This window comes from Variovorax sp. MPBD4-3, from assembly GCF_058809745.1.
Window position 1 is genome coordinate 1 of the sequence record NZ_JBXASW010000077.1, and the last position, 25,885, is coordinate 25,885.

Here is a 25,885-nt window from a genome sequence, read left to right on the forward strand (position 1 = left end):
CCTTGCGCAGCGAAATAAAGGAGGAGCCCGAAGGGCGGGGGACATTCGCGGAGCAAGGTACCCCGTCGGCGTGAGCGAACCCCCGAAAAGAGCCCGTCATTCGAGCACCGCAAACGCCTTGGTAAAAAAATCATCGGTGCCAAAGTTGCCCGACTTGAGCGCGATATGCAAGCCGCCTCCAGGCGCAGCGTCGGAACGCGCATGGCACCACGGCACGCCGGGGTCGATCTGCGGGCCGATCTGCATCTGCGAGATGCCCAGCGCCTGCACGCATGCGCCGGAGGTTTCGCCACCGGCCACCACCAACTGGCGCACACCGCGCTCGACCAGGCCACGCGCGATGGCGGCGATGGTGCGCTCGACCATCGCGCCGGCCTCCTCCACGCCGAGCCTGCCCTGCACCGATTTCACGGCACCGGCATCGGCTGTGGAATAGACGAGCACGGGGCCCTTGTCGATCAACGGCGCGGCCCATGCCAGCGCTTCTGCCGCGACGTCGACGCCCTGCGCAATGCGCAGCGGGTCGACGGCCATCGCCGCGCCGCCGCGCTGGATGAAGTCTTGCACCTGCCGGTTGGTGGCGAGCGAGCAGCTGCCCGAGACCACTGCCGTCTTGCCGCCGGCCTCCGGCAATGCGCTGGCCTGCGAGGAAGGCGCGAGGCCGAAGTTGGCCGGCAGGCCGATGGCGACGCCGGAGCCTGCGGTGACGAGCGGCATCTTCGCGAGCGCGGGGCCCATGCGCACCAGGTCGTCGTTCGACACCGCATCGACGATGGCGATCGAGATTCCTTCGGCCTTCAGCTGCGCGATGCGTTCGCCGATGGCCGCCGCGCCGCGCGCCACCACGGCGTAGTCGATCAGCCCCACCCTGCGCTCGCACTGCGCCTGCAGCACGCGCACCAGGTTCGGGTCGGTCATCGGCGTGAGCGGATGGTTCTGCATGCCGCTTTCGTTCAGCAGCACGTCGCCAGCGAACAGGTAGCCCTTGAACACGGTGCGCTTGTTGTCGGGGAAAGCGGGGGTGGCGATAGTGAAGTCGCAGTTCAGCGCGTCCATCAACGCTTCCGTGACGGGGCCGATGTTGCCCTGCGGCGTGCTGTCGAAGGTGGAGCAGTACTTGAAGTAGATCTGCTGCGCGCCCTGTGCCTGCAACCAGCGCAGCGCATCCAGCGATTGCGCGATGGCCTCGGCCGGCGCGATGGTGCGCGACTTGAGCGCGACCACCACGGCATCGACATCCGCGTCGAGCGGCGGCCGTTCGGCCCCCGCGCTCGGCGCTTCGGGCACGCCGATGGCCTGCACCACGCGCATGCCGGCGCGCACCAGGTTGTTGGCGAGGTCGGTGGCGCCGGTGAAATCGTCGGCGATGCAGCCGAGCACGAACTTGGCCATGGCTCAGTCCTTCAGCGGCAGCTTCACGGCCTGCGCGTTCTCTCGCACGTAGTCGCGCAGGATGGCGTCGAAGCTGGCGTCGGCCTTCAGGCCCAGCGCCTCGGCGCGCGCGGCATTGATGCGGCTGGGCCAGCTGGTGACGATCTTCGCGACGGCGGCATCGGGCTCCCAGTCGATCAGGCCGGTGGCTTCCTTGCCCGCGATGCGTTCGAGCGCCTGCGCCATGTCGCGCACGGTGGTGGTGAGCGCGGGCAGGTTGACGGCCGTGCGCGCGCCCCACTCTGCGGCGCTGGCCGTGGCCGCGCGGACGATGCCGGCGACGGTGTTGCCGGGCGAAGCCAGCGCGACCGGCGTGTCGGGCGGCACGGGGCAGCGCGCGCGCTCGCCGGCCAGCGGCTCGCGCAGCATGCCGCTGAGGAAGCTGGAGGCCGCGCCGTTGGGCTTGCCCGGGCGCACCGACACCGTCATGAGCCGCACGTTGCGGCCCTGCACGAAGCCCTTGCGCGTGAAGTCGGCCACCAGCTGCTCGCCGATGAACTTCTGGATGCCGTAGCTGTTCTGCGGCGTCGGCAGCGTGGTGTCTTCGATCACCGCCGGCAGGCGCTGCTCGGGCGAATCGCCGAACACCGCGACCGAGCTGGAGAACACGAACACCGGCGCATGGCCGGCGCGGCGCGCGGCTTCGAGCAGGCCGCGCGTGGCGTCGAGATTGCTGCGCATGCCGAGGTCGAAGTCGGCTTCGCACTCGCCGCTGACTGCCGCGGCAAGGTGGAACACGAGCTGCGTCTCGGCCATGGGCAGCGCGCCGCTCGCGAGCTGTTCGAGCAGGTCCCCCTGCACGAACTGCACGCGCGCATCGCCGGCCAGGTCGGCGGGCGGCGGCACGCGGTCGGCCAGGGTGATGCGCGACACGGGCTGCGCGGCGCTGCCGGCCAGCGCGAGAGGGCCTCCGGCAAGCAGCGTTCGGGCGAGGCGGGCGCCGAGAAAACCGCAGCCGCCGGTGATGAGGATGTTCATGTGTGTGTCTCTCTCTGTGCTTTCTTTTCAGGCTTCTTTTTTCGGGGCCGGCACCTCGATGCCGGGGAAGATCTTGATGACCGCGCTGTCGTCCTCGCGCGCGTAGCCCGCGGTCGAGGCCTGCATGAACATCTGGTGCGCGGTGGACGACAGCGGAAGCGGAAACTTGCTGGCCCGCGCCACGTCGAGCACCAGTCCCAGGTCCTTCACGAAGATGTCGACGGCCGACAGCGGCGTGTAGTCGCCTGCCAGCACATGGGCCATGCGGTTCTCGAACATCCAGCTGTTGCCCGCGCTGTGCGTGATGACCTCGTAGAGCGCGGCCGGGTCCACGCCTTCGCGCAGGCCCAGCGCCATCGCCTCGGCCGCGGCGGCGATGTGCACGCCCGCCAGCAGCTGGTTGATGACCTTCACCTTGCTGCCCGCCCCGGCGCGGTCGCCGAGGCGGTAGACCTTGGCGGCCATCGCGTCGAGCACCGCGCCGGCTTTCTCGTAGGCGGCCGGCGTGCCGGCGGTCATCATCGTCATCTGGCCGCTGGCGGCCTTGGCGGCGCCGCCGGAGATGGGCGCGTCGAGGTACAGGATGCCCAGCTTCGCGAGGCGCGCCTCGAGTGCGACAGACCAGTTGGGATCGACGGTGGAGCACATCACGAACAGGCTGCCGGGCTTCATCGATGCGGCGCAGCCGGGCGCGGTGCCGTCGCCGAACAGCACCGATTCGGTCTGCGCGGCATTGACGACAACGGACACCACGATGTCGCACTGCGCGCCCAGCGCTTCGAGCGTGGCGCAGGCCGTGCCGCCGTCGCGGGCGAAGGCCTCGGCGGCTTCGCGGCGCACGTCGAACACATGCGGCGCATGGCCGGCGCGGCGCAGCGACTGCGCCATGCCGGCACCCATGGCACCAAGGCCCACGAGGCCGACGACGGGGACAGGTGAAGAGGTCATGGACGCGCTTTCCTTGAACGGTGTACAGCGTAGGCCACGATGGCCTGCGGCTCGATTTGTAAGGTCATCATACAAATTCCCGTCGCTCGAGCCGATCCGATCTAACCCGCACCAGGGCGTGCGCTGCTCAGTTGCGCGCGGGCCAGCCTTCGACCAACGGCCGCGCGAGTTGCGCGCCCTCCTGCTGCCAGAACGCCGGGTCGGCCTGCTCGATGCGGCGGATTGCGTTGTCCATGTGCGACTTGGCGGCTTCGCGCGCGCGCACCGGGTCGCCGGCGTCGATGGCGTCGACGATCAGCGCATGCTCCTGCGCCACCTGGGCGGCGAAGTCGGCGCGGCGTGCCTCGTTGGCGCGCGTGACGCGGGTGGCGCCATGCAGGAACTGCCGCAGGTACTGCAGCGTGCCAAGAAGGAAGGGGTTGCGCGCGGCCTCGGCGATGGCGGTGTGGAAGCGCACGTCTTCTTCGGCCCCGTTGCCGCCGTCCGCCACCGCCGCCTTGAGCGCCTTGATGGCTTCGCGGATGCGGCGCAGGTCGGCCTTGGTGCGCCGCTCGGCGGCCAGCGCGGCCACCTCGGCTTCGAGCGCGCGGCGCAGCTCGACCATCTGGACCACCGCCTCGCGCGAGGCGACATGCGGCATCTCGAAGCGCAGCGGCTCGATGCCGGCGGCGCGCACGTACACGCCGCTGCCCTGGCGCGAATCGACCAGGCCCAGCGACTTGAGCCGCGACACGGCTTCGCGCACCACGGTGCGGCTCACGCCGAACTGCGCGGCCAATGCGGTCTCGGTGGGCAGCCTGTCGCCTTCGGACAGGCGGCCGCTGCGCACCTCGGCGGCCAACGCATCGGCCACCTGGTCGGCCAGGCGGACGGTGGGGGCGACGGACTGGAAGCGGGCGGTCATGGGCGTGGTGCGGCGATGGGCTGCGACTCTAACGCAGCCCCCGCGCGGCCCGTTTCCTCCCGTTGCGCCGTGCCCGGCCTGCTCAGGCCAGCGCGTGGCGCGCGGCGCTCGCGATGCTGGCCGCATCCACCCCGAAGAAGCCGCGCAGCGCAGCGCGCGTGTCGCTGCGACCGAAGCCGTCGGTGCCCAGCGTGATGTAGCGGCGGCCTTCGGGCAGGAAGGCGCGCACGCTCTCGGGCACGGCGCGCACGTAGTCGGTGGCGGCAACGATGGGCGACTTGCCGCCGTTGCCGAGCTGCCGCGCGACGAACGCAGCGCCGGCATCTTTCTCGCCAGCCAGCGCGCGCTGCTCGCAGGCCAGCCCGTCGCGCGCGAGTTCGCTCCAGCTCGTGACGCTGAACACCTCGGCCTCGATGCCTTCGTCGGCCAGCAGCTGCGCGGCCTTGACGACTTCGGTGAGGATCGCGCCCGAGCCCATCAGCGTGACCTTCTTCTTCGCCTTGCCCGATGCCGGCGCGTAGGTGCCGAAGCGGTAGCAGCCGCGCAGGATGTCGCCTTCCGCGCCCTCGGGCACGTCGGGCTGCGCGTAGTTTTCGTTCATGAGCGTGACGTAATAGAACACGTCCTGCTGCTCGACCATCATCTCGCGGATGCCCGCGTCGACGATCACCGCCATCTCGCCCGCATACGCCGGGTCGTAGGCCTTGCAGTTGGGAATGGTCGCGGCCACCAGGTGGCTGCTGCCGTCCTGGTGCTGCAGGCCTTCGCCGCCGAGCGTGGTGCGCCCCGACGTGGCGCCCAGCAGAAAGCCGCGCGCACGCTGGTCGGCCGCGGCCCAGATGGCATCGCCCACGCGCTGGAAGCCGAACATCGAGTAGTAGATGTAGAACGGCAGCATCGCCAGGCCGTGCACGCTGTAGCTGGTGGCAGCCGCCGTCCAGCTCGCGATGGCGCCGGCCTCGCTGATGCCTTCCTCGAGGATCTGCCCGTCGGTGGCCTCGCGGTAGCTCAGCACCGAGCCGATGTCTTCCGGCGCATAGCGCTGGCCCACGCTCGAATAGATGCCGACCTGCTTGAACAGGTTGGCCATGCCGAAGGTGCGCGCCTCGTCGGCCACGATGGGCACGATGCGCGGGCCCAGGGCCGGGTCTTTCAGCAGGTTGCCCAGCATGCGCACGAAGGCCATGGTGGTGCTCATTTCCTTGCCGGCGGCCGCGGTCGCGAACTGCGCGTAGCTCGCGATGTCGGGCTTGGGCACCACGTCGCAGGCGGTCTCGCGCCGTGGCATCGCGCCGCCGAGGGCCTCTCGGTGCTGGCGCAGGTAGCGCATCTCGGCGCTGTCTTCCGGCGGGCGGTAGAAGTCCATCGCCGTGGCCTGCGCGTCGGTCAGCGGCAGGTTGAAGCGGTCGCGGAATTCGATCAGGTCCACGTCGCCCATCTTCTTGTGCGAATGCGTGGTCATCTTGCCCTGCGCGGCACTGCCCATGCCGTAGCCCTTCTTGGTGTGGGCGAGGATCACGGTGGGCTGGCCCTTGTGCCGGGCCGCCGCCGCGTAGGCCGCATGGATCTTCACCAGGTCGTGGCCGCCGCGCTTCAGGCGGTCGATCTGCTCGTCGGTCATGCCTTCGGCCAGGCGCGCGAGCTCGGGGTTCTGGCCGAAGAAGTTGTCGCGGTTGAAGCGGCCGTCCTTGGCCGCGAAGGTCTGCATCTGGCCGTCGACGGTGTTGGCGAACACGCGGGCCAGTGCGCCGCTCACGTCCTGCGCGAAGAGGCCGTCCCAGTCGCTTCCCCACACCAGCTTGACGACGTTCCAGCCCGCGCCGGCAAAGAGCTTTTCGAGCTCGTCGATGATGCGGCCGTTGCCGCGCACCGGGCCGTCGAGGCGCTGCAGGTTGCAGTTGACGACCCACACGAGGTTGTCGAGCTTCTCGCGCGCGGCGAGCGTCAGCGCGCTCATCGATTCGGGCTCGTCCATCTCGCCGTCGCCGAACACGCCCCACACCTTGCGGCCTTCGCAGTCGAGCAGGTTGCGGTGCGTGAGGTAGCGCATGAAGCGCGCGTGGTAGATCGAGCTGATGGGGCCGATGCCCATCGAGCCGGTGGGGAACTGCCAGAAGTCCGGCATCAGGTACGGATGCGGATAGCTGCACAGGCCGCGCGCGCCGCTGCCGTCGGTGAAGGCGGGCGCGGTGAGTTCCTGGCGGTAGTGCTTCAGGTCTTCCTCGCTCAGGCGGCCTTCGAGATAGGCACGGGCATAGACGCCGGGCGCGCTGTGCGGCTGGAAGAACACCAGGTCGCCGCGATGGGCGTCGCTGCGCGCATGGAAGAAATGGTTGAAGCCGGTTTCGAACAGGTCGGCCGCGCTTGCGTAGCTGGCGATGTGGCCGCCGAGTTCGCCATACGCCTGGTTCGCCTTGGCCACCATCGCGAGCGCGTTCCAGCGCATCAGCGAGGCAAGCTTTTCCTCGATGGCCAGGTCGCCCGGGAACGGCGGCTGGTCTTGCGCGGCGATGGTGTTGACGTACGGCGTGGCCAGTTCGGGCTGCCAGCCGATGCGCTGCTGGCGCGCCAGCCGTGCCAGCTCGGTGAGCATCTGCTTGGCGCGCTGCGGACCCTGCGACTGCGCCAGCGCCAGGAAGGCGTCGCGCCATTCGGCGGTCTCGGCGGGATCGGGGTCGTGCGACAGCGGCGTATCGAGCAGCAGCGCGCGCATCTGGTCGGCGGAAATCGGGGCGTTCATGGCGGCACTTTAGGCCGGCATGCGAAGAATTAGCTACCGGCGCGTGCAAGTCCATGCGCACCTCGCGGCATAAAATTCCGCGAAATTACGGAGACGCGGCATTTCATGCAACTGGACACCATCGACCTGCGCATTCTTGACGAACTGCAACGCGACGGCGCGCTGTCGAACGTGGAACTCGCGCGCCGCGTGCACCTGTCGCCGTCGCCCTGCCTGGCCCGCGTGAAGGCGCTCGAAACCCACGGCGTGATCGACCGCTACGTGGCGCTGGCGAACCCCAAGGCGCTGGGCCTCGGGCTCAACGTGTTCATCTCGATCAGCCTCGCGACGCAGAACCGGCAGTCGCTCGCCGACCTGGAACAGCGCATCGCCGAGCACGACGAGGTGATGGAGTGCTACCTGATGACAGGCGACAGCGACTACCTGATCCGCATCGCCGTGGCCGACATGGCGGCGCTGGAGAAATTCATCATGGAACAGCTCACGCCGATTCCGGGGATCGAGAAGATCCGCTCGAGCTTTGCGCTCAAGCAGGTGAGATACAAGACGGCGCTGCCGTTGCCGAAAGACTAGGTACTCCCCCAGGCTTCGCGCACTTCGTGTCGCTGCGCCTACCCCCTCGCCGGGGGCGACACCGGTGGCCCGGCAGAGCCGGTTCCACGGTGTTCCCGGAAAGGGGGGAGGTCTTCGTTCAGAGGCCGATCAGGCCGCCGTCGTTCTTCGTGATGACGATGGTTGCCGAGCGCGGGCGGGCGTTGCCGCCTTCGGGCCAGTGGCTGGAGAACTTGGCCGGGGTCGTGATGTCGGCCACCTTGGTGTCTTCGCCCGGGTGCTGGATGTTCACGAACAGCGCGCGGCCGTCGCCCGATTCGGCGATGCCGGTGATCTCGCACTCCTTCGGCCCGACGAGGAAGCGGCGCAGGCCGTCGGTGCCCGGTGCCTTGCCGACGAAAGTCGCCTGCTGCGCGGCGGTGGCGCCGTCGAAGTTGGTGATGGTCCTGGCCGCACCGTCGCCGACCTTGCCAGGCAGCGCCCCGAGCAGCATGCAGTTGGTCACGTCGGTGTACTTGCCGTCGTCGGTCTCGATCCACAGCAGGCCGGGCGCGGCCTGGCTGAACCACATGCCGTCGGGGCTGGAGAAGTCGTTGTCGGCGCCGAGGGCGGACACGTTCACGTCGGCCGATGCGGTCGAGCGCGCGCCGAACAGGTACACGTCCCACTTGAAGCTGACGGCCGCCGGGTCACCGCCGGTGTCGGCGAAGCGGACGATGTGGCCGTTCGGGTTGCCACGCTGCGAGCTCGTGCCCTTGGGGTCGTTGTAGAAACGCGGGTTGGCGGCATCGGTGGTGCCGATCGCGCGAGCCGAGTTGTTGGTCAGGGTGAGGTACACCTCGCCGTTCTTCGGGTTCACGGCCGTCCATTCCGGGCGGTCCATTTTCGTGGCGCCGGCTGCGTCGGCTGCATGGCGCGCGTTGATCACCACGTCGGCCGCGTCGGCGAACGCGTAGCTGGCGTAGCTCGCGGTGATGTTGTTGACGCCCAGCTTCAGTTCGAGCCAGTCGCCCGTGCCGTCGGCCTTGAACTTGGCGACGTAGAGCTTGCCGTCGTCCATGTACTTGTCGCCGGCTGCAATGCCGCCGCCGATGTCGGCCGCATCCCAGTTCCTGGTCGACACGAACTTGTAGAGGTACTCGTTCTGCGAGTCGTCGCCCATGTACCAGACGAGCGGCTTGCCGACCACGACCGGGCCCAGGCAGGCGCCTTCGTGGCCGAAGCGGCCGAGCGCGGTGCGCTTCTTCGGGGTGCTGGTGGGGTTGAAGGGGTCGATCTCGACCACCCAGCCGTAGGTGTTGGCGCCGTTGCGGTAGTCGTCGGTGGCGGTGCCGCCCACGACGGTGACTTCGGTGTTCCAGCGGCCGTACAGGTTGTCGGCGGTGTCGGGCGTCACGGTGGCCCAGAGCTCGCGGCCGGTGCCGGCGACGCCGTAGCGGCTGAAGGAAGCGAGTTCCTTGGCGGTGCGGTTGGCGTTGTCGTTGGCGGTGACGCGGCGGAAGTAGCCGGCCCAGTTCTCTTCGCAGGTCAGGTACGTGCCCCACGGCGTGGTGCCGTTGGCGCAGTTGTTGACCGTGCCGCGGGTCTTGCTGCCGTCGGTCGAGTACTTGGTCTTCAGGTAGTCGGTCTTGGCGGCCGGGCCCGAGAAGGTCATTTCGGTCAGCGTGTGGACGCGGCGGTTGAAGCTCGAGTCCTGCTTGTAGCTCCAGGTGCTGCCGCTCTTGTTGACCTCGATCACGCTCACGCCGTGCAGGTAGAACTCGCGCAGCACTTCATCGGCAACCGTGCGCACGCCGCTGACGGCGGTCTGGCCCGTGGGGTGCAGGAACACGGGCGTGATGGCTTCGTGGTTCATCACGAGCAGGCCGCGCGTGGCGCTGGTGGCGTCCCACTTGTTCGACGCGTTCATGCCGAAGAAGGTCATGCCGTCGTGGTGGTCGCCGGCGCGGCGGTCGTAGGTGGTCGCGTCGTCGGTGCCGTCGTTCTTGTAGGCGGCGACACCGGCTGCGGTCGGATCGCCCAGGCGGTACAGCACGCTGGCGGTGTAGCCGGCGGGCACGGTGACCACGTCGGCGAGGCTCTTGGCCACGGCATTGAAGCCGAGCTTCATCGGGCCGGCGGGGGCCGGTGCCGGTGCCGGCGCGGGGGCTGGGGCTGGTGCCGGCGGCAGGATCGGGAAGGGTGCGGCGCCTGCGCCGCCACCACCGCCGCCGCAGGCTTGCAGCAGGGCCGTGCCGGCGGTGCCGGCGCCGAGGCCGAACAGGCGCCGGCGGCTCAGGCGCGCGGCGATCAGGTCGGTGAACGAGGGGTTCGACGTGGGGTTGGTGCCGATGTCGTCGAGATCGACCGAGGGATCGTCGGTGCGGGTGTTTGCGGTCATGCGCAATGTCTTTCTTCGTGGGGTGGAAAGGAAACCAGCCCGCGAAGTTAGGCACTTCGTATGACGCTTCTGTGAATTGCTCAGCTTCCCGTCAGGTTGAATCGATCTCCCTGACGGCCCGCCGCGCCGGCAAAAATCAGGGCGCCGGCAACTGCCTCGGCCACAGCGCCCAGAGCCGCAGCGGCTGGTTCATGCTTGCCGCAAGCCGCCCGGCGTCGGCGCCGGTGCCGGCGAAGTAGTCGGCCCGCACGGCGCCAAGGATCGCGCTGCCGGTGTCCTGCGCCACCACCAGCTTCTGCAATTGCGCAGCCGGTCCGTTGGATGCCAGCCACACCGGTGTGCCGTAGGGAATGCTCTCGCGGTCGACCGCGATGGAACGCCCCGCCGTCAGCGGCACGCCCTGCGCGCCGCGCGGGCCGAAGGCGGCATCGACCTCGCTCATGGTTTCTTCGCGGAAGAACACGTAGCGCGGGTTGCTCCACAGCAGTTGCGTCACGCGCTGGGGGTTCTGCGCGGCCCAGGCCTTGGTGTCGTCGGGCCACTTGCCGACCTTGGTCACGCCCTGGCTCATGAGCCATTGCTGCACGCTGCGGTAGGGCTGCTCGTTGGTGGCCGAGAAGGCCATGCGCACGGTGTGCTGCCAGCCGTTGGCCTCGGTGATGCGCAACCGGCCGGAGCCCTGGATGTGCAGCATCAGCGCGTCGATGGGGTCGGCCATCCATGCGATCTCGCGGCCGCGCAGTGCGGCCTGGGCTTCGGGCAGGGTCTCGATTTCCTGGCGCGTGTACCAGGGGCGGCGCGGTGCCAGGCCATCGGGGGCCTGGTAGATCGGCACGTTGAAGGTGGCGGTGGGCACGCGCGAGGCCTCGTACACCGGCTCGTAGTAGCTGGTGAGCTTGCCTTCGCTCTGGCCGTTCAGCGCCTCGACGCGGTAGGGCTGCAGCCGCTCGGTCATCCACTGGCGCTGTTCTTCGGGCGTGGCGATGGTCAGCTGGCGCACGTCGCGGCACAGCGGCGCGAAGGCGGCATTGGGGCGCGAGCAGTTGGCCAGCAGCGCGATCCAGGCTTCGTGCAGCGGGTCTTCGCCGAAGCCCGGCAGCTCGGCCCAGCCGACCGGCACCCAGCGGCTCTTGGGATGCGCGAGCGAGCCGGTGAGCGGGCCGAGGTCGCGCGGCGGGGTGATGACGGGGGGGCGCGTCGGCAGGTCGGGTGCGCGCGGGCCGGTGGAGCAGGCTGCGAGCGTTGCTACGATCAAGAGCCCGACCAGCCACTGGAGTCCATTTCTCATGGGTTTGATTCTGCTTGAAGCCCTCGCCGCGGGACTTGTGTTCATCTTGATCATCTGGTGGACCATGTTTTCCGGCCGCAAGAAGGGTGAATTGCACGACGAGGACGACACCGACCGCAAGCCGCCGCCCGAAGCGTGAATTGCTTGTGCAGTCCGTTGCCGTCGCAACTTGTCGGAGAAGTACCCCATTGCTATTACTTTCGTAGCAATCATCGCAGCATTCATGGGCAATGGCGAAACTTTTCTTATTTTCCGTGGGGCTTTGAGGCCGTACCATCCGTGGCACCCGGGAGCTAAGCTGTGGCCCGCTTGACTCAACCTTGAAAGGGATCGCCATGAAAAAGTTCGTACTCGCAACCGCCGCCACCGCCCTCGTCCTCTCCGGCTGCGCCGGAGGCATGACAGACACGCAGCGCAACACCGGCATCGGCGCCGGCATCGGCGCCCTGGGCGGCGCGGCGATCGGCTCCGCAACCGGCGGCAACCGCGGTGCCATCGGCACGGGCGCGGTGGTCGGTGCCGCGGCCGGCGCGCTCGGCGGCTACCTGTGGTCGCAGCGCATGGAAAACCAGAAGCGCCAGATGGAAGCCGCCACGCAGGGCACCGGCATCGCCGTCACGCAAACGCCCAACAACGAGCTGAAGCTGCAGATCCCGAGCGACGTGTCCTTCGACGTGGGCCGCGCCAACATCAAGTCGAACTTCGCGCCGGTGCTCGACCAGTTCGCGAACGGCCTGCGCAACAACCCGAACGCCGAGGTGCGCATCATCGGCCACACCGACAGCACCGGCTCCGACGCCATCAACAACCCGCTGTCGGTCGAGCGTGCAGCCAGCACGCGCGACTACCTGGTGGCGCGCGGCGTGAACCCGGCTGCCTTCCGCATCGAAGGCCGCGGCTCGCGCGAACCGATCGCCGACAACAACAGCGACGCGGGCCGCGCGCAGAACCGCCGCGTCGAGATCTTCGTGGGCGAGCGCGCTCCGCAAGGCTGATCCGGCAGGTGGCCGGCGCGCATCGGTGCGCCGGCCACCTGACCACTCCACCGGGGAACCGGCCGCTTTGAAGAAGCCGGAACCCGCCATTTGTCCATTTAGAGAAGAGGGAATCTCATGAGGAAGTTTGTCGTTTCGAGTGCGGCCGCGGCCGCTTTGCTGTTCATTGCGGGCTGTGCTTCGCAGTCGACGCCGCCACCCGCGCCGCCGGCCGCCGAGGCACCGGCCCCCGCACCGGCGAACAGCTGGACCGCGCGCCTGGCCACGCTGAAGGCCGACCTCGAAACTTCGACCAAGGGCACCGGAGTGGTGATCGAGCAGACCGCCGACAACCAGCTGCACGTGGTGATCCCGAACGAACTGTCGTTCGACACCGGCCGTGCCAACGTCAAGCGCAACCTCGCGCAGGTGCTCGACAAGGTCGCCGCCGGCCTGAAGAGCGCCACTGCCGCCAGCGTGCGCGTGGTGGGCCACACCGACAACACCGGCAGCGAAGAAGGCAACGAGCGCCTGTCGGTGAGCCGTGCCGACAGCGTGCGCAACCATCTGGTGGCGCGCGGCGTGTCGACCACCGCCATCACCACCGACGGCCGCGGCTCGCGCGAACCGCTGGCCGACAACGGCACGGCCGCCGGCCGCGCACAGAACCGCCGCGTCGAAATCTTCGTCGCAGAGAAAGCCTGACAGGCCTCTAGAGGTCCCGCAGGCGGTTGGCCAGCTCCACGGCCGACTTCACTTCCATCTTGTCGAACACGCGCGCGCGGTGGACTTCCACCGTGCGCACGCTGATCGCGAGCTGGTCGGCGATGAGCTTGTTGGGCAGCCCCTCGATCACGAGCCGCATCACGTCGCGCTCGCGGTCGGTCAGCTCGGCGATGCGCTCCGACAGGCCGCGGCGCTGGCGCTGCAGCTCGAGCGCCTGCAGCGACGCATTCAGCGCGTGCTCGATGCGGTCGACCAGCGCGTTGTCCGAGAACGGTTTCTCGCAGAAGTCGAACGCCCCGCGCTTCACGGCGTCGACGGCCGTCGGCACGTCGGCGTGCCCGGTCAGGAAGATCACCGGCATGGCGGGCAGCAGGCCGCGCTCCACGAGCCGGTCGAACAGCACCAGCCCGCTCGTGCCCGGCATGCGCACGTCCAGCAGCAGGCACAGCGGCTGCTGGGGCAGCGGCCCCTGGTCGAGGAACTGCTCGAACGCTTCCGCGCTGCCGAAATGCTCGCTGGCCAGGCGGCGCGAGCGCAGCAGCCAGGCGAGCGCTTCACGCACGCTGGCGTCGTCGTCCACGATAAAGATCAATCCATCGATCAGCGGTTGCATGCCATGAGGTCCAGCGGAAGATTGTTTGCTTGAGAAAAAAAAGGGCGCCGTCAGGCTGCCGCCGGTAGCGTAAACCTGAAGACGGTGCCGCGCGGCTTGTTCGGCTCGAACACCAGCGCGCCGCCATGCTGCTCCACCACCGTACGGCACAGGCTCAGGCCGAGCCCCATGCCGTCGGCGCGGGTGGTGAAGAAAGGCGTGAAGAGCCGCTGGGCCACTTCGTCGCTGATGCCGCAGCCCAGGTCGGCCACCGAGAACTCGAGCCAGCGGCGGCCGTCTTCCTGCACCGTGCCGCCAACCGCCGCCGCGCGCGACACGCGCAGGCGCAGCACGCGGCTGCCGACGTTGTCGGGGCTGTCCATGGCCTGCATCGCGTTGCGCGCGAGGTTCAGCAGCACCTGCTCGACCAGCGTGCGGTCGCACATGGCCGCTGGCAGGCGGTCTTCGAACACCACCTCGATGCTCACGCCGAGCTTGCGCGCCTGCAGCCGCACCAGCGGCAGCACCGCGTCGATCAGCGCCTGCGGCGCGACCGGCTCGCGCGTGCGGTCGCGCCGGCGCACGAAGTCGTGCACGCTGCGGATCACCTGGCCGGCGCGGTCGGCCTGCTCGGCGATGCGCCTCACCGCCATCGCCACTTCGCCCTGGTCGCCGCGCGCATGCGGGCCGAGCAGGTTGAGCGAGCCGCTGGCATAGCTGGCAATGGCAGCCAGCGGCTGCGTGAGCTCGTGGCTCAGCAGCGACGCCATCTCGCCCACCGTGGCCAGGCGCGCGCTGGCCTGCAGGCGCTCCTGGCTGGCGCGCGACAGCTCCTCGATGCGGCGCTGCTCGCTCACGTCGATGAACGCGCTCATCCAGCCGGTCTGCACCTTGTGGGCGTTGATGAGCGGCGCCTCGAAGATCAGCACCGGAAAGCGCGTGCCGTCCTTGCGCATGAAGACCGACTCGAAGCCTTCGCGCGGCGGCATGCCGCCCGCCAGACGCCGCGCCTGGCGCTGCTGGTATTCGTGCGCCAGTTCCGTGGGCCAGTAGGGCGCGTCGGGCGCCTCCGCGTTGCCGGCCATGAGTTCTTCGGGCGTGAAGCCCACCATCTCGCAGAAGGCCGGGTTCACATAGGTGATGCGGCCCTGCAGGTCGCGCGCGCGCAAGCCGGTGATGACCGAGTCTTCCATCGCCTTGCGAAAGGCCAGCGCGTCCGCCAGGTCGCGTTCGGCGCGCAGGCGGCGGCGGGTGTCGCGCGCCAGCAGCACCAGCACCGACACCAGCGCGATCGAGATGGCCGTGACCAGCGCGGTGAGCATGTTCGGGAACAGGTCTGGCGCCGCGCGCCAGCCGTCCACGCGCAGCATCAGCGAGGTGCCCGGCAGGTCGATGAGCTGCTGCGAGGTGAACACGCGGGTGCCGGTGCGCCGCGAGGTGCCCAGCGCCACCAGCCGCGTGCCGTCGGCCTCGGTGAAGGCCACTTCCTGCCCGCGCGTGAGCGTGGGGCCGACCAGCTCGATCAGCGCATCGCGCAGCGAGTAGCTGGCCACGAGGTAGCCGCCCGCGTCGATCGGCACGCACAGCTCCATCACCTCGACGCCGCCGCCGCCCGCCACCGGCACGTAGTGGCTCGGCGAGTAGGCCGACGCGCCCAGCTTGCGCGCGGCCGCGCAGGCCAGCGTGACGTCGGACTGCTCGGGCCCGCGGTTGGCCTCGTCGAGGATGCGCATTCGGTAGGGCGTGTTGACGGCCTGCAGCGGGCGCAGCGCGGCGTCGCGCCATTCGAGCCGCAGCCACTCGCGATGCTCGCGCAGCAGCGAGGCGGCGATGTCGCTCCACTGCCCCAGGTTGGCGCCCGGGGCCTGCGTGGCGCGCAGGCTCTGCGCGTTGCGCTGGAAACCGCTGCGCAGGTCGGACACGGCGTCGGCGGTGTCGCGGTCGAGCGAGGCCTGCACCTGTTCGACCTCGTGCCGGCCCGCGAGCCACACCACCGTGACCAGCAGCGCCGACACCAGCACCGCCAGCAGCAGCCACAGGAACCAGCGCTGCCACAGCGAGCGCAGGCGCGCGAACGCGATGAGCGCCCATCGCCTCGGTGGGACGGTCAGCAGCGCATCGGACATTGCTACAGGACGCTGTGCGAAAGCACGGGCAGCTGCATGCGCATGCGCGCGACCTGCCCGGCGTCGATGTCGAACAGCACCACGCCTTCTTCGGTGGCCTGTTGCGCAACCACCGTGCCCCAGGGGTCGACGACCAGCGACTGGCCCCAGGTCTGGCGGCCGTTCTCGTGCGTGCCGCCCTGCGCGGGCGCGACCACCCAGGCGAGGTTCTCGATGGCGCGGGCGCGCAGCAGCACCTCCCAGTGCGCCGCGCCGGTGGTGCGCGTGAAGGCGCTGGGCACCAGCAGCAGGTCGGCGCCCTGCTTTGCCAGCGCGCGGTACAGCTCGGGAAAGCGCAGGTCGTAGCAGACGCTCATGCCCACGCGCCAGCCGTGGCCGTCGCGCGAGGGCAGGTCGAACACCACGGGCTCGGCGCCGGGCGCGATGACGCGGCGCTCGTCGTAGCGCTCGGTGCCGTTGTCGAAGAAGAAGAGATGGATCTTGTCGTAGCGCGCCACGCAGCGGCCTTCGGGCGAGAAGGCGAGCGAGCTGTTGAACACGTGCTCGGCGTCGGTGCTCTCGATGGGCAGCGTGCCGCCGACGATCCACAGGCCGAACTCGCGCGCCGCGTCGGCCAGGAAGCCCTGCACCGTGCCCGCGCCGGCGGTCTCGCGCAGGCCGAGCTTGTCGGTGTCGCGCGCGCCCATCATGCAGAAATACTCGGGCAGCACCGCGAGCTCGGCGCCGGCTTCGGCGGCCCGGGCGAGCAGGTCGTGGGCGCGCGCGAGGTTGGCCTCGCGCGCGATGGCCGACACCATCTGGATGGCTGCGACTTTCATTGCGTGGTCTCCGTTTTCTTGCCGTCGTCCGCGGTGGGCGTGCTGGGCAGCCCCGGCATGTTGGGAATGCCCTGGGGCAACAGCTGCAGCGAACGCGGCACCTTCGCTATTTTGGGGTCGGCCCAGGTGCCTTCGATATGGAACTCCTGCGTGGCCGCGGCCGAGAGCGGCTTGCTCAGCACCCACTGGGCCAGGAAGGTGCCGAGCCCGACGGCCGGATTGATGGCGGTGGCCACCAGCGCGGCGGTGCCGGCGTTGATCTCGGGCACCACCACCACGCGCAGGTTCTGCGTCTCGCGCACGATGTCGGCCGAGCCGTCCATCAGCACGGCGGCGTTCACGCCCTTCATCTGCAGGTTGTTGGTGCTGGCGATGCCCTTGCTGATCTTGGCGTCGCCGCGGATGAAGTCGAAGGCGAAGCCCTGGCTGAACACGTCGCGGAAATCGAGCGTGAGCCGCCTCGGCAGCGCCTGCAGGCTCAGCACGCCGAGCAGCTTGGCCAGGCCGGGGTCGGCCTTGAGGAACTGGCCCTGCTCGACGTCGACCTGCAGCTGCCCGCCCAGGCTCGGGTAGTCGAGCGAGAACGGCGAGCCGCGCCAGTTGACGTCGCCTTCGAGCCGCCCGCGCCCGCGCCGCAGCACGCCGGGCATGCCGAAGCGCGTCAGCAGCTCGCCGGCGTCGACGATCTCCAGCTTGAAGCTCATGGCGGTGCGGCGCTGGCCGGCCGCGGCACCGGGAATCGCGGCCCAGCTGCCCTTGGCCGAGAAGTTGGCGTCGGGCGTGCTGAAGGCCAGCTTGTTGAGCGCCCATTCGCGGCCGGCGCCGCCGCGGTTGACGGCATCGATCTCGGCCCGGCCCAGGCGCTTGCCGAGCAGCTCGAAGTCGTCCACCACGATGTCCAGGGCGGGCAGGGTGCCGGGCTGTTCGTCGAGCAGGGTCTCTACCTGCGTGGCCTCGGACGGCGCGATCTTCAGGCGCGCGAGCCGTGCATAGAGGCGGCCGGCCTGCGTGTGGCTGTATTCGGCGTAGCCGCTGAGCTCGGCGGCGTCGATGTTGGCGCGCCAGAGGGCGCCGTCGCGCGTGCCGCCGAGCACCACGTCGTGCAGCGTGCGCCCGGCAACGCCCAGCTGCTGCGCGCGCACCGCGATGCGCGTGGGCAGGTAGGCGAGCAGGGAGGTGTCGTCGGGCCGCTCGGCGGCTTCCGTGCCTGTGGCCGCGCCCGTGCCCGTGCTTGCAGCGGCATCGCCCACCAGCGACTGCCACGCGCCCATGTCGAGCTTGCCGACGTTGATGTTCGCGAACACGCCCTTGTCGGGCAGGCTGGCGGTTTCGCCGGGCGCCAGGCCCACGCCGATGCTGCCGCGCGTCACGCGCGCCTCGCCGCCCGCCAGCTCGCGCACGTATTGCGCCGAGCCGACCCGGCCGAGTTCGAACGAGAGCTGGTCTTGCGTGGCGACGCCCTGGCGGCTGTCGCGCGCCAGCACTTTCTTCTCGACGCGCAGCGGCATCTGCTCCTCGGCGGACTTCGTGAGCGGCGGCGGCAATTGCAGCGCCAGGCCCTGCAGGCTGCTGGAAAGCGAGAACTCGGGCGTGCCGTCGCGCATTGAGAATGCGGCTGAGAAGGGCGTGCTGCCGCTCGCGTTCTTCGCGAGGCGGGCGAGCCAGTCGACCTCGCGCGCGCCGCGCAGGCCGTCGGCCGTGGCGGTGCCCTGCGCCTTCAGCGCGACCTCCCGGTTGGGGCCGGAGAAACGCCCGCGGCCTTCGATGCGGATGTCTCCGCCCAGCAGCCTGGCCTGCACGCCGGCCAGTGAGAAGCCGGTTTCGGTGAAGTTGAGCGTGCCGCGCGTCTGGGAGAACGAGGGTGCCTCGGGCACGATCTGCAGCTCGTTGTCGGCCAGCGTCACGCTGGCCTGCACCTTGGCGTTGTCCATGGCCGCGAGCGGCAGTTCGAGATGCAGCTTGTAGTCGGCCGAACCGGTGGCGCGCGCGCGCTGCATGACCTCGCCGACACCCCCCGTCTCGGTGCCGGCCAGCGGCGCGCCGACGCGCAGCACCTCGGCCAGCGGCCCCTTGGCCTGGGCATCGACGCGCAGTTGCGGCGCGTGGTGCGACAGCTCCGGGATCTGCGCCTCGGCCCTGGTCACCTCGACACCGGCGGCGCCGGCCAGGCGGCCACGCGCGTTGCGCACCAGCATGCTGTCGCGCTCGAACACCAGTTCGCCCGACAGCGCGGTGAGCGGCGGCCACACGGCCGGCGGCTTGCCGTTGCGCGGCGCGGTGGCCGGCACGTGGGGCGGCGAATAGGCGTAGTCGACGTCCGCCACCTTGGCCGCGATGCGGAAGTCGCCCTGCTTCGGGTCCAGGAAGGGCATGTCGTGCAGGTCGCCGCGCACGCGGAAATCGACGCTGCTCGCGGTGCCCTTGGTGACGGCCTCGCGCACGTAGTCGCGCGTGTGCTGGGGAATGTCGAGCGGCAGGTAGCGGAACACGCGCGTGCCGTCGGCACGGGTCAGCTTGCCCTGCAGGTCGAGCACGCCGGGGTAGCGGCCCTTGCTGCTGGAGGTGGCGGGGTCGCTGGTGCGCCAGCTGGCCTCGGCGTCGCCTTCCGCGTCGACGTTGGCGAAGCGCAGCCTGGAGACCTGGAGCTGCGCATTGCCGTTGTCGAGCTTCCATTGCAACTGCGTCGAGAGCCGGTCGATCGGAATGACGGGGTCCTCGAACACACCGGGGAATTCGAGCGTGCCCTGCGCGATGGCCAGCGTGGCGGTGCCGCCGGCGTGGGTGGCGTCGAAGTCGACCGTGGCGCCGCTCAGGCCGGGGGTGCCGGCATGGACCTTCGGCGCAGCAGCCGCGGCGTTGGCCGTGGCCGTGGTGGTGGACGGAGCCGTTGCCGCGGCGGCGGCCGGCTGCGGCGTGCCGGGTTGCGAGGCCACGCGCAAGCCGCTCACGCGGCCCTTGGCCTGGTAGCGGTCGGGCGCGCCCAGGGTGCCCTGCCAGTTGAAGTCGATGTGCTCGACCAGCCCGCGCGGCGCATAGGCCTCGAGCAGGCGGTGCGAGGCCTCGCCCAGCGGCAGCCGGTCGGCAATGAGCGCCAGTGCCGCGAGGTCGAGCCGGTCGGCGCGCAGCGCGCCGTGCTCGGGCGTGCGGCCCCTGGCGGGCGTGTGCTGCAGCCACAGGTTGCCGCCGGGCCAGCGCAGGCCGTCGCTGGTGCCGAACTGCAGCGCGGTGGTCGAGAACTCGAGCGTGTCCGCGGTGAGCCGGCCGGACAGCCGGCCGGTGACGCCGCGAAGCACCAGCGGCTGCAACCCCTTGTCGAGCGACACGTCGACCTTGTCGAGCCCCAGGTCGGCCGCGCCGCCGACGATCTGGCCGTCGTCCACGTCGGCCCACACGCGCAGCGCGCCGTTGCCTTCGCGGATGCGGGCGTCGAGCGACACGTACTGCCCGAGGCGGGTCACGTCGATGTAGGGCAGGTCGGCATAGAGCTGGCCGTCCCAGGTCTGCCAGTGGCCGCTGCGCATGGACAGCAGCGGCTGGCGGAACTGGCCGCGCAGCGTGAAGCGCTCGCCCCAGCCGGCCGGCGGCGTGGCGTCGAGCCGCACGCCGTGGCGCAGGCCGGTGTTGCGCGCGACGAAGCGCACGTCGGTCAGCAGGAGCGGTTCGGCCTTGCGCTGCTCGTCGGTCCAGCGCACCGTGCCGCCTTCGATGACCAGCTCGCGCTGCGCGAAAAACCAATCGGCGCCGCGGGTCTCTCCGGTGGTGTCGGTCTCCATGTGCAAACCAGCCACATGGAGTTTTCCCTGAGTGTCGCGGCGCACGTCGAGCTGCGGACCCTCGATGTAGAGCTGCTCGAAATTGAGGCGCCACAGCGAGCGCGGCGACACGCTGGCCACCACGCGCACGAGGCGAAGGGCCTCGCGCCTGTCGGCATCCTGCAGCACCACGTCGCGCAGTTCGAAGGCCGGGAAAAGCCCTTCGGAGCGGGCGGTGATCGATCCGATGCGGACCGGCACGCCGATGGCCTTGCTAGCCTGTGCTTCCAGAGCCCCGCGAAAATCGCCGATTCGCGGCACAATCCACGCGTGTAGGACAACGACTGACAGCGCCAGCAGAAGCCATGCAGCGATCAACAGACCCAGCAGCCAGCGCGCCGTCACAGCGGTTATTTTGAGCAGACGTGAAGGGGTAGACGCCGTGTCGTTCATTGAGGATCGCGCTGTGTCGGGAATTATGACCGCCAGCATTCAGAGGGGTTCCACGGAAACCAGCATCAGTGTGAACCAGTTGCCAGCCACTTCGACGCAAACAGCGTTCTCCTCCTACTCGCGCTTCGTGCAGCGCCTGCGTCGCAGGTATGCGGCCGAGCTTTCATTGCTTCCCCCTGGCGCGCCGCGGCGCGAGTCGATGACGGTGGCTTACGAGGCATTGCGCCTGCGTGGGGACAGCGTCGGCGATGCCCTGAGGATTGTGCGGCAGCTCGTGATGGAGCGGCTTGTAACTCTTGATTGCGACGCGCAGGCGCCGCTGGCCGTGGTGACCACCGCGGTCACCGAGCTGGCCGAGCTGGCGCTCGACATCGCCTGCCGGGACGCCTGCCACGAACTCGACGCCGTGCACGGCGCGCCGCGGGGCCCCGACGGCCAGCGCGCGCAGCTTTGGATCGTCGGCATGGGCAAGCTCGGCGCGCGCGAGCTCAACGTGTCGAGCGACATCGACCTCATCTACCTCTACGACCTGGACGGCGAGACCCACGGCGACGCCGACGGGCGCGGCCGGCTGTCCAACCAGGAGTACTTCGCGCGTGCCGTGAAGCGCATCTATGCGCTGGTGGGCGACACCACCGAGCACGGCTTCGTGTTCCGCGTCGACCTGGCGCTGCGTCCCAACGGCAATTCGGGCCCGAGCGTGGTCTCGCTCGACGCGCTGGAAGAGTATTTCCAGGTGCAGGGCCGCGAGTGGGAGCGCTTCGCCTGGATGAAGAGCCGCGTGGTGGCCCCGCGCGACGTGGTGCAGGCAGGCCAGGCCCAGTCGCTGCGCGGCGCGGTGCTGCCATTCGTGTTCCGCCGCTACCTCGACTACAGCGTGTTCGATTCGCTGCGCGTGCTGCACCGTCAGATCCGCGAGCAGTCGGCGCGCCGCAGCGCCGGCCGGCCCGAGCGCGCCAACGACGTGAAGCTGTCGCGCGGCGGCATCCGCGAGATCGAATTCACCGTGCAGCTGCTGCAGGTGGTGCGCGGCGGCCAGTTCCCCGAGTTGCGCACGCGCCCCACGCTCGATGCGCTGCAGCGCCTGGCGCGCGCCAACCTGATGCCGCAGGAAACCGCCGATGCGCTGGCCGCGGCCTACGAGTTCCTGCGCCGCGTGGAGCACCGCATCCAGTACCTCGACGACCAGCAGACCCACGTGCTGCCGGTGGCCGACGACGACCTGCGCTGGATCGCCCAGACCATGGGCTATGCCGATTGCTGTCCTTTCCTCGCGCAGCTCGACACGCACCGCGAGTTCGTCGCGCAGGAGTTCGACAAGCTGCTCGGCGGCGAGAAGCCCTGCAACGGCAAGTGCAGCGGCAAGAAGGCCGCCGCGCCCGCCGAGCTGGCCGACCTGCTCGGCGACCTGCCGCAGATCTTTGCAGAACGCATCCGCGACTGGTGCGAGCAGCCCCGCGTGCTGGCCCTGCGCGAGGAAACCCGCGTGCGGCTGCGCCAGCTGGTGCAGCGCACCGGCGTGTGGCTCAAGGAGGCCGACGGCGACGGACCGGGGCAGACGCCGCGCCACGTCGACGCCGCGATGCGCTGGGCCGACTGGATCGAGCCGCTGATGCGCCGCGAGAGCTATCTCGCATTGCTGGTCGAACGGCCCGCCGTGCAGGAACGCCTGCTGCGCCTGCTGGGCGCCGCCAGGTGGCCCGCGCGCTACCTGATGCAGCACCCCGGCGTGATCGACGAACTGGCGAGCGACGAGATGCTCTCCGGCCGCTTCTTGGCCGCCGAGTTCGAGCGCGAACTGGAGGCACGCCACGCATCGCTCACCCGCACCGGCGAGGCCGACGAGGAACGCCTGCTGAACCTGCTGCGCCACGCCCACCATGCCGAGGTGTTCCGCACGCTGGCACGCGACGTGGACGGCCGCATCACCGTCGAGCAGGTGGCCGACGACCTGAGCGCCCTGGCCGACACCACGCTGCGCGTGACCGCCCGCTGGTGCTGGCCGCACGTGCGCAACCGCCACCGCGAGGAGCCGCAGTTCGCGATCATCGGCTACGGCAAGCTGGGCGGCAAAGAGCTGGGCTACGGCAGCGACCTCGACATCGTGTTCGTCTACGACGATGACGACGAGCGGGCCGGCGAGGTGTACGCGGCCTACGTGCGCAAGCTCATCAACTGGCTCACGGTGAAGACGCGCGAGGGCGACCTGTTCGAGATCGACACCGCGCTGCGGCCCAACGGCAACTCCGGCCTGCTGACCACCAGCTTCGAAGCCTACGAAAAGTACCAGCTCGGCCGCGGCAGCAACACCGCCTGGACCTGGGAACACCAGGCCATGACCCGCGCGCGATTCGTGCTGGGCAGCAGCGACCACGGCGCCGAACTGGGCGCGCGCTTCGACCAGGTGCGCGAGGCCGTGCTGGTGTCGCCGCGCGACCGCGAGGCGCTGAAGGCCGAGATCATCGCCATGCGCGAAAAGCTGCGCGGTGCGCGGCCGGTGAAGGCCGGCCGCTTCGACGTGAAGCACAGCCCCGGCGGCATGGTCGATGCCGAGTTCGCGGTGCAGTTCCTGGTGCTGTCGTCCTCGGGCGAGCATCCCGAGCTGATTCCCAACGTGGGCAACATCGCGCTGCTGCTGCGCGCCGAACTGGCCGGGCTGCTGCCCGAAGGCGTGGGCCGCAGCGCGGCGCGGGCTTACCGCGAGCTGCGCCGCGTGCAGCATCGCGCGCGCCTGAACGAAGAACCGACGCAAGTCACCCCGCCCGCACTGGCCGCCGAGCGCGACGCCATGCTGGCGCTCTGGAAGGCGGTATTTGGCTGACGGCACCCGCACCCCACTGAGCACCGCGCTGGCCGCCTGCGCGGTGGCCGTCGCCGTCTTCCTCGCGGGTTGCGCGAGCGGCCCGCGCTCCGGCGGCGGTGGCGCCACCGGCGGCCGCGACGGCCCCGGCACCAATATTCCGCCCGACCTGGCGCGCGTGCCCGACGCCGAGCCCCGCATCGAACCCATCCGCACCAGCGGCGGCACCGCCAAGCCCTACACGGTGCTGGGCCGCGGCTATGCGCCGATCACCGACGACCAGCCGTTCCGCGAATCGGGACTGGCCTCCTGGTACGGGACCAAGTTCCACGCGCAGTCGACGTCGAGCGGCGAGCCCTACGACATGTACGCCATGACGGCCGCGCACAAGACGCTGCCGCTGCCGAGCTATGTGCGCGTGCGCAACCCGGCCAACGGCCGCGAGGTGATCGTGCGGGTGAACGACCGCGGCCCCTTCGTCGACGGCCGCGTCATCGACCTGAGCTACACCGCCGCGCTGAAGCTCGACCTGCTGCGCGGCGTGGCGCCGGTGGAGATCGAGCGGATCACCAACGAGGACATCCGCACCGGCGCATGGCGACGGGATTCGGGCACGGCCTATGCGGCGGCAGCGCCGGCCGCTGCACCCGCGGCACCGGCTGCGCAGTTCGTTCCGGTGCGCGTGGCGTCATCCCCGTCCTCGTCGCGTGCGTCGAATGCGCAGCAGCCCGTGGCGGTGCCCGTCCAGTGGACAACGCCCGTCGCCGCGGGCAACAACAGCGGCTACAACGACCTGCCGCCGCCCGCATCCACGATGCCGGTCGCGCCGCAGACGCCTATCGCTACCGTGCCGCCGGCCGGGGCCGAGCCGGAATCGGCGCAGTCGCCGCCGTCCATTCCGCCGTCGCGCCCCGCCATCGTGGTGACCGACCTGGCGCCGCTGCAGGCCGCGCCTTCGTCGCCGCCGCCGCTGCCCGCGGGCGCACCGGCGCCCTCCACCGCGCTGCAGGGCTTCTGGGTGCAGCTCGGCGCCTTCCGTGAGCGGGACGGCGCCGAAAGCATGCTGAACCAGGCCGCGCACGGCGTGCCTGCGCTGGCGCCGCAACTGCGCGTGTTCAGCGAGGCGGGCACGCATCGGCTGCAGGCCGGGCCGTTCCCGTCGCGCAGCGCGGCCAGTGAGGTCGTCACGCAGTTGCGCGACAGCCTGCGCATTGCGCCGATGGTGGTGGAGCGGCGCTGAGCCTTCAGGCGATCGCCTTGGCCGCGACGGGCAGGCGCATGCCGACACCCAGGCGGTTCCAGCTGTTGATCTGCGCGATCGCCACCGAGAGTTCGGCGATTTCCTGGTCGTTGAAATTGGCCTTCAGCGCGGCGAACTCGGCATCGCGTTCGTCATGGCGGTCGGCCAGCCGCGTGAGCGACTCGGCCCAGGCCAGCGCGGCGCGCTCGCGGTCGCTGTAGAAGCTCACCTCGCGCCATGTCGGCAGGCTGTTGATGCGCTGCCATTCCTCGCCCTGCTTGCGCAGATCGCGCACGTGCATGTCGAGGCAGTAGGCGCAGCCGTTGACCTGCGAGACACGTGCGAAGACGAGATCGATCAGCACCTTGCCCAGCGTGCTCGACTCGAGCGTGGCATTGACTGACAGAAAAGCCTCGAAGGACTTCGGGGCGAGCTTGGACCAGTTGAGGCGCAAAGTGGGGTTCATGGGTTTCTCCAGTTGGGTTGCAATGAAATCTGACTGCTCACCCACTGAAGACGGACGGGCCCCACGCCCTGTGACACGCCGCGCGAATTATTTCGAAGCAAAAAGCTGCGCGATGCGCGCCAGCTTGTCGGGGTTGCGCTGCGCGCGGATGCGCACGATGCGGCCGTCCTCGATCTCGAAGGTCTGGGCCGATTCGAGTTCGCCGCCGAGAAAGCGCAGCATGCCCGGCTCGCCGTTGATGTCGACGATTTCCATGCGCACCGCCGGCCCCATGCGGCGCCAGAGCGCAAAGTAGAGCTGCGCCACGCGCTGGCTGCCATGCAGGCTCTTGCCGAAGGTCGGCACCTTGCCGCCGCCATCGCCGATAAGCTCGGCGTCCTCGGCCATCAGCGCCTTCAGTTCATGCAGGCTGCCGCGCGCGGCGGCATCGGCAAAGGCGCGCAGCAGGCGCTCATGGGTCTCGCGCGGCACGCTGAAGCGCGGGCGCCCCTCCTGCACCTGGGCCTTGGCGCGGTGCACCAGTTGCCGGCAGGCGGCCTCGCTCTTGCCGAGGGTGCGGGCGACTTCGTCGTAGTCGGCATCGAACACTTCGCGCAGCAGGAAAGCCGCGCGGGCCTCCGGGGCGAGGCGCTCGAGCACGGCGAGGAAGGCGACGGAGATGTTGTCGGCACGCTCGAGCAGTTGCTCGGGGGTCGCGGGGGTCGCGGGGGAATGGCT

The 25,885-nt window shown here is 69.9% G+C and carries 19 protein-coding genes; 6 read left to right on the forward strand and 13 right to left on the reverse strand.

Going from position 1 to position 25,885, the window contains the following annotated elements; all coding sequences use genetic code 11:
* Window positions 1–96: 96 nt before the first annotated feature.
* From otnK to mdeB, 5 genes are all read right to left on the reverse strand, one after another.
* A complete protein-coding gene (gene otnK, locus AC1RVW_RS27720; protein ID WP_493203798.1) occupies window positions 97–1,392 on the reverse strand; it encodes a 3-oxo-tetronate kinase in 1,296 nt (431 codons plus the stop codon).
* 3 nt (window positions 1,393–1,395) lie between these two features.
* A complete protein-coding gene (gene denD / locus AC1RVW_RS27725) occupies window positions 1,396–2,409 on the reverse strand; it encodes a D-erythronate dehydrogenase (RefSeq protein ID WP_493203800.1) in 1,014 nt (337 codons plus the stop codon).
* Window positions 2,410–2,436: 27 nt separating this feature from the next.
* A complete protein-coding gene (gene ltnD / locus AC1RVW_RS27730; RefSeq protein WP_493203802.1) occupies window positions 2,437–3,357 on the reverse strand; it encodes an L-threonate dehydrogenase in 921 nt (306 codons plus the stop codon).
* Between the two features lie 127 nt (window positions 3,358–3,484).
* Window positions 3,485–4,261: a FadR/GntR family transcriptional regulator gene (locus tag AC1RVW_RS27735; protein WP_493203804.1), complete on the reverse strand. Its 777-nt coding sequence runs from the start codon at window positions 4,259–4,261 to the stop codon at window positions 3,485–3,487.
* Between the two features lie 82 nt (window positions 4,262–4,343).
* Window positions 4,344–7,001, reverse strand: a complete 2,658-nt coding sequence (mdeB, locus tag AC1RVW_RS27740) for an alpha-ketoglutarate dehydrogenase (protein ID WP_493203806.1) — start codon at window positions 6,999–7,001, stop codon at window positions 4,344–4,346.
* A gap of 105 nt (window positions 7,002–7,106) precedes the next feature.
* Between mdeB and AC1RVW_RS27745 the strand changes: the two genes are divergently transcribed.
* On the forward strand, window positions 7,107–7,574 hold the full coding sequence (locus tag AC1RVW_RS27745; protein WP_081268760.1) for an Lrp/AsnC family transcriptional regulator: 468 nt from the start codon (window positions 7,107–7,109) through the stop codon (window positions 7,572–7,574).
* A gap of 118 nt (window positions 7,575–7,692) precedes the next feature.
* Here the strand turns inward: AC1RVW_RS27745 and AC1RVW_RS27750 are convergent, their stop codons facing one another.
* Together AC1RVW_RS27750 and mltA are read right to left on the reverse strand one after the other, a co-directional pair.
* Window positions 7,693–9,933 (reverse strand): PhoX family protein, encoded by a 2,241-nt coding sequence (locus tag AC1RVW_RS27750; protein ID WP_493203808.1) that lies wholly within the window; start codon window positions 9,931–9,933, stop codon window positions 7,693–7,695.
* A 136-nt stretch (window positions 9,934–10,069) separates the two neighbouring features.
* Window positions 10,070–11,221, reverse strand: a complete 1,152-nt coding sequence (mltA, locus tag AC1RVW_RS27755; protein WP_285413941.1) for a murein transglycosylase A — start codon at window positions 11,219–11,221, stop codon at window positions 10,070–10,072.
* Here mltA and AC1RVW_RS27760 point away from each other — a divergent pair.
* From AC1RVW_RS27760 to AC1RVW_RS27770, 3 genes are all read left to right on the forward strand, one after another.
* Entirely contained in the window at window positions 11,220–11,360 is a 141-nt protein-coding gene (locus tag AC1RVW_RS27760) for a hypothetical protein (protein WP_172839868.1), read from the forward strand. The two genes, mltA and AC1RVW_RS27760, sit on opposite strands and share 2 nt — an antisense overlap.
* Window positions 11,361–11,556: 196 nt before the next feature.
* A complete protein-coding gene (locus AC1RVW_RS27765; protein ID WP_106936406.1) occupies window positions 11,557–12,216 on the forward strand; it encodes a YiaD family glycine zipper/OmpA-like lipoprotein in 660 nt (219 codons plus the stop codon).
* Between the two features lie 117 nt (window positions 12,217–12,333).
* On the forward strand, window positions 12,334–12,900 hold the full coding sequence (locus AC1RVW_RS27770; protein WP_081268756.1) for an OmpA family protein: 567 nt from the start codon (window positions 12,334–12,336) through the stop codon (window positions 12,898–12,900).
* Between the two features lie 7 nt (window positions 12,901–12,907).
* Here the strand turns inward: AC1RVW_RS27770 and AC1RVW_RS27775 are convergent, their stop codons facing one another.
* The 4 genes from AC1RVW_RS27775 to AC1RVW_RS27790 are packed head-to-tail and all read right to left on the reverse strand — an operon-like array spanning window position 12,908 to window position 20,662.
* Window positions 12,908–13,534, reverse strand: coding sequence for a response regulator transcription factor (locus tag AC1RVW_RS27775; RefSeq protein WP_081268755.1), 627 nt, complete (start codon window positions 13,532–13,534; stop codon window positions 12,908–12,910).
* 50 nt (window positions 13,535–13,584) lie between these two features.
* A complete protein-coding gene (locus tag AC1RVW_RS27780; protein ID WP_493203812.1) occupies window positions 13,585–15,639 on the reverse strand; it encodes a two-component system sensor histidine kinase NtrB in 2,055 nt (684 codons plus the stop codon).
* 2 nt (window positions 15,640–15,641) lie between these two features.
* The gene (locus tag AC1RVW_RS27785) at window positions 15,642–16,457 is read right to left on the reverse strand and encodes a carbon-nitrogen hydrolase family protein (protein WP_081268753.1); all 816 of its coding nucleotides are present in this window, start codon (window positions 16,455–16,457) and stop codon (window positions 15,642–15,644) included.
* Window positions 16,454–20,662 (reverse strand): YhdP family protein, encoded by a 4,209-nt coding sequence (locus AC1RVW_RS27790; RefSeq protein ID WP_493203815.1) that lies wholly within the window; start codon window positions 20,660–20,662, stop codon window positions 16,454–16,456. Before AC1RVW_RS27790 ends, AC1RVW_RS27785 begins: the two co-directional genes overlap by 4 nt.
* Window positions 20,663–20,687: 25 nt before the next feature.
* Here AC1RVW_RS27790 and glnE point away from each other — a divergent pair, with 25 nt between their 5' ends.
* Complete coding sequence (gene glnE / locus AC1RVW_RS27795; protein ID WP_493203817.1) at window positions 20,688–23,483, forward strand: bifunctional [glutamate--ammonia ligase]-adenylyl-L-tyrosine phosphorylase/[glutamate--ammonia-ligase] adenylyltransferase; 2,796 nt, start codon at window positions 20,688–20,690, stop codon at window positions 23,481–23,483.
* Complete coding sequence (locus AC1RVW_RS27800) at window positions 23,476–24,702, forward strand: septal ring lytic transglycosylase RlpA family protein (protein WP_493203819.1); 1,227 nt, start codon at window positions 23,476–23,478, stop codon at window positions 24,700–24,702. Before glnE ends, AC1RVW_RS27800 begins: the two co-directional genes overlap by 8 nt.
* Before the next feature lie 4 nt (window positions 24,703–24,706).
* On the opposite strand, the gene AC1RVW_RS27805 is transcribed toward AC1RVW_RS27800, so the two are convergent.
* Both AC1RVW_RS27805 and AC1RVW_RS27810 read right to left on the reverse strand, forming a co-directional pair.
* Window positions 24,707–25,168 carry a carboxymuconolactone decarboxylase family protein gene (locus tag AC1RVW_RS27805; RefSeq protein WP_285413935.1) on the reverse strand — a complete coding sequence of 154 codons (462 nt, stop codon included), beginning with the start codon at window positions 25,166–25,168 and terminating at the stop codon, window positions 24,707–24,709.
* Window positions 25,169–25,255: 87 nt separating this feature from the next.
* On the reverse strand, window positions 25,256–25,885 hold a 630-nt coding region (locus tag AC1RVW_RS27810), incomplete at its 5' end, for a sigma factor-like helix-turn-helix DNA-binding protein (protein WP_493203821.1).